We start from the raw sequence: 4692 nt of genomic DNA on the forward strand, positions 1-4692 counted from the left end.
GAAGTTTTTCAAAATGCGTATTGCTGGGTTTCAATGACTTACGAGATTTCAAGTTCTGTCAAAAAGACGAAATCTGCCGATTACTGAGTTAATCTGACAACGCCGATGCGAGGCCGATCTGACGGTCGCTGGACGGCCTGAGTGCAGAACGACGGAGCTGGCGCAGTGAAGTTCGGTGTGCTGGCAGATCTATTTGAGGGCGCCGGGGCGAAGGTGCTGACCGAGGTTGAGATTAACCGACAGAGGTCAAACCAGCACGAGTTTCAGGGCGTCAGTGGGTTCCGGGAGTTTCTGGGTACACCTGCAGAAAAACAGACGTTTCCTGCGACCTTTTACTGGCTGGGGGATGACGAAGACACCGAACCGGTAAAGGTCGGTTCGCTCTGCACCTTGAGTGATGTCCGTCGTGAACAGCCCGGGCGCAGCCCCGAGTATCATTTGTACTACGCGGCTGACTCTGAGCCAGTTGTCCATCGAGCCCGTGCGGGGGATCAGGTTGTTATTGCTCGCGGTAAGGACGGCCCTGTAGCTCAATTCAAACACTCCACTCAACTCGATCAGAGGCAATACACAGTCCAAAACCTGATTTTCGCGCGAGAGAATAACGATCTGGATTCAGAATGCCTGATCTGCCAAAGGTCAGTGGTGACAGCGCAAGATCTTGCTTTAGCAGAATCTTACCGAAAGCGCCTTCTCGGGCTAGCGGGCTCTTGCCTAGTGCGTGCCCGACAGTCATCGCCGCTCGGGTTAGCAGACTGGTTTCACCCACGTGCGCCCCAAGAATCACGTTCATGCCTTGAGCTTGTGCAGCTTGCGCAAGCTCAATTGAGCGTAGAAGGCCACCGCATTTAGATACGCGGACATTTGCAACCCAGCTGTCTGGCTGCCCCGAATACTGATCAAGTTGAGAGGCATTGATGAGGCTTTCATCAAGAATAATAGCGACACCCAGTTCTTGGGATATCCTTTGCATTCCAGAGACATCACCTACGGAAAGTGGCTCCTCAATAGCCCAGACATTGCGGTCAATTGCGTTGATGTGCTCTATGCATACCTCTGGTGCTTTCCACAGATTATTCGCATCGACACGAATTGTCGCGTGTTGGGGTAACCGGGCGAGCTTTTGCTTGTCACGCTCGAGGTTGGTGTTCAGCTTGATCTTGAAATCGGACAGCCCCACAACTGAGTATGCAAATGCCGCGATGCCGGTTTTTAGAGGTGAGCTGTCACCAAGCACAGCGCTGTAGCGCATCGGGGCACGCAAAGGCGGATACCCAAGATATTCCTCGATCGACAACCCATCACGCCGCGCAAGAAAATCCAATAGCGCCATCTCGACGGCGGCGAAAGCCGCTGGATTCTGAGATACTTGAGTTTCATGAGATTCGATCCACTCCCGAATTGTCGATTGATCCGCGCAAGACTCAACAAGGTTGGGCCCGTACTTAGAGACAAATACCTGAGCGGTTTCTTCAGTTTCTCCGGTAACATAACTTCGCGGGCAACCTTCACCAAATCCGCTGATCCCACTTCGATCGGAAACCTCCACAATAATATTAGATGTTGCTGCACGAGAAGCAGACGCATGAGAAAATCGGAATCGAAATTTGCTGGGAAAATGCCCCCATCTCAGGACCGGCGACATCAGCGTGACCCGTCAGGAGATGTTGCATCTTCCAAGACTACCCAGGGGGCAAGCTTTGCTGACCAGTCTCGCTGATAGCCTAGGATGACGGGTTTGTATTGCGCTTCTCGCACTCCTGCTGCCACGCTTTGGTCTCGCAATGCGCTCATTGTTCCCGGCTTTAGTCGTCGCCCAATCAAGGGATAAAGTCGGTCGCTTGCACGTTTGTCTGCGTATTCGCTGTTCACTACTTGAAGCTGCTGGTCCACGAATGCAGCAAAGGCATATGGGTCAGCTCCTCCATTAGTTTCGATCAGAAATTCATACCTTGCTGCCGTCTCGTCAGCGAGAAACATGTAACCACTGACAGAGAGCCCCAAAGAGGAGATCAACGTGGACGCAGCCGTAATTACTTGATGCTCGCTGAGCTTCTCGCCCGTAATATTTGTAACGCCGCGTCCCTTCTGCAGAAAGCTCAGGCTTGGACAGGCTCCGATGCCGGTTTTGGCGCGCAAAAGATCATTGATATTGTAGCGATAGAGGCCTGACTGAGTTGTAACAAAGACATAATATTCTTTGCCGTGTACTAGCTCATGGATTCCCATGAAGTGTTGTCTGTTTTCATCCCAGTCTTCACGCAAAACGAATTCGTACACGTGCTCGGTAATCAAGGGCATACAAATATTTGAAAGGGCATCGAAATTGAATGTGCCCATGAATTCGCTTGCGGCGTATCCGTATTCCACAACCTTCACTGAGGCGGGTAGATTGTGGCGAAGTTTTGAAAGAGCGACGCCGCAACTTCCACCAGTCCAAGTTGCAATCGCCGCGAGTCTTGGCCACACGATTTCCGGCGACAATCGAGAGTCAGTCTCAAGCGCCTGACGCAGACTTAGCAATCTCCCAGGCTCTATTTTCTGAAAGATTTCGCCGACTACCGAAACAACGGATGGATGAAGGTTTTTGGCCGAGCGGGTTTCAAGCGCATCAAGAAGTAGTTCCTGATCAGCCTCAATAATCTCGCAGACTTTTAAAATAGAAGAAGGGTTCGCCGTTCCAATGCCGCTGATATCGGAGCGTGACAAAGCTGCTAGTGCGTAGACCTGATACTTCGCCGCGACGTCGGAAATCTCAAAGGTTTGAGCGGGAATAGCGAACTTTGCGGCGAGAAGGCGCGGGAGCGATTTATAGGCACTTCCCGAACTGGATCCGTAAGCGACACCGTTTTCCAGGCGCCCTTCGATCGGTGGGCTGGCCATTCCTAGAATTGCCCCCGAGAAGAACCCGGTGCTTTGCCATGTAGACAAAGACAATAGTCGTTGAGTTAAACGCATCTGACGCAGCCCGTTTTGGGTCACTGGTATAAACTTGCTTCTTCCAGTCGTTCCGCTGGTCTTGGCGCAATATACAGTTGGCTCGATGGTGAGAGCAGACTCACCTGATATTTGTCGTTCGATATACGGTTGCAGAGTATCAAATGTCTGCACCGGCACATTTTCACGAAACGATTTCATGTCGTGGATGGCTGCAAAGTTATGCCGTCTTCCAAAATCTGTTTCGGCGTTTGCAGCGACAATTTTCAACAATAGTTTTTCCTGCACTTTCGCAGGGTCAGCGAAGGCTTTTTCGACCGGACCGCGATACACAGACAAAATCCAATACATCCCGAGATCTATCAGTCGGTTTGTGATCGCGCCGGAGGCAATCATTTGTCTGTCGCGTCCGTTGGCGTTGTAAACGGCGCCATGAGTTGGGCGCGAAAACTGTTGGGCCAGTTTCGATTTTCAATTCCGACGCGCCCAACTTCACGGTCCGCCGGTAGATACCGGGTTCCAAAAATCGTATCCCATATAATAAGGTTGTTGCCATAGTTCGAATTTGCTTCAGATATCTTCGCTGAATGATGCCATCTGTGTAGCTCAGGGCCGGCAATGATATAGTTGAGCGGCCCGAGCTTAACCTCAGCGTTTGAGTGTTGATAAAAGCCATTGATGGCATAAAGGACAAAATACGTTCCGAACACTTCAGGGCTTACGCCCAGCAATAAGAAAGGCGCTGTGTCTCCAAGGAACTGTATTGCTTTGTCAAATGGATGAAATCGACCAACATTGATCGTGTAAAGTTTGTCAGATGCGTGGTGTACCGCATGAAGACGCCAAAGTGGGCCATAGACATGAAGCGCCCGGTGTATCCAGTAGCGAAAGAACTCCGCCACCACCAACATCAGCATGATTTGAACCAGTATAGGCGCCTCGTGTGGCCAAAAGCCAGTTATCGCAACCACTTCGCTTTGGGAGACGCCCACAAGAATTGCCAAAGTCAGCGCTTTCAATGTGACCGGGACACCTATCTGAACAAAAGCAACGAAAAGCCCGTCCTGAACTACTTCCTTAAGAAGAGGGCGCCAGTCCTTGCGTGCAGGCGCAAGAGTCTCGTGCAGGATAATTCCAACCAACCCTAGAAGCGCGCTCAGATAAGATGAGAAGAGAAGTGGTGCGCCGGTGTCTCGCAGCCAGACGTACATTGTAAATCCGCTTATGATCAGGATCGGATAGGCAGCTACAGCCGCAATCTTGCGGGCCAAATGCTCCCAGAATGTGGAAGGTTCTTCGGCCGTTAGAAGCGTGCCCAATGTCAGCAGAAAAGCAGCCAATATGAAGTGAAATGCGGATGATACCGCTCCATCAAACCACGACGATGAAGACAACTCGAGAAAGCCGACAACCATACGCAAAAACATCGCCAGTGCATAAACGAACGCTGCAATCTTGAGTGCGCGGCCAAGGCGAGGTCTCCGAGAATTTGGGCTAACCCCCCAAGTAACGGTGAGCATTGTCAAAAATATCAGTATCTGGAGGCCCAATAAAACCGGATAGGGCATGGTATCGGTGTGCCATAGATCAAAGCGCGGCAATCCGTCCAAATCGCGGTTGAGTTGCAGGTACTGCGCGATGATCCGGAGAGAAAATATGAAACTGAGTGCTACCAGTATTGGCCGGAGAAGTTGTGAACGGTCGCCGTTTTGTGTCTCGTTCATCAAGGAAGCATCCCTTTGTTTTTGTTCGGGA

The 4692-nt window shown here is 51.1% G+C and carries 3 protein-coding genes; all 3 read right to left on the minus strand.

The features are described 5' to 3' along the window. Nucleotides 1-535 precede the first annotated feature (535 nt). Entirely contained in the window at nt 536-1645 is a 1110-nt protein-coding gene (locus tag Q1B15_RS16545; protein ID WP_299755715.1) for an enolase C-terminal domain-like protein, read from the minus strand. After that, nucleotides 1645-3333: a GH3 auxin-responsive promoter family protein gene (locus tag Q1B15_RS16550; protein ID WP_299755718.1), complete on the minus strand. Its 1689-nt coding sequence runs from the start codon at nt 3331-3333 to the stop codon at nt 1645-1647. The genes Q1B15_RS16545 and Q1B15_RS16550 overlap by 1 nt, the downstream gene beginning before the upstream one ends. Further along, a partial coding sequence (locus Q1B15_RS16555; protein ID WP_299755719.1) for a sterol desaturase family protein occupies nt 3330-4692 on the minus strand: 1363 nt, incomplete at its 5' end. The genes Q1B15_RS16555 and Q1B15_RS16550, both read right to left, overlap by 4 nt.

Origin of the sequence: uncultured Boseongicola sp. (assembly GCF_937988555.1) — a bacterium.
In the GTDB taxonomy this organism is placed as follows: Bacteria; Pseudomonadota; Alphaproteobacteria; order Rhodobacterales; family Rhodobacteraceae; genus Boseongicola.

Excerpts from the sequence above, each read along its gene's own strand:
- Q1B15_RS16550 (WP_299755718.1), bottom strand. The coding sequence starts at position 3,333 with ATGATTGCCTCCGGCGCGATCACAAACCGACTGATAGATCTCGGGATG.
- Q1B15_RS16545 (WP_299755715.1), bottom strand. The coding sequence starts at position 1,645 with ATGTCGCCGGTCCTGAGATGGGGGCATTTTCCCAGCAAATTTCGATTC.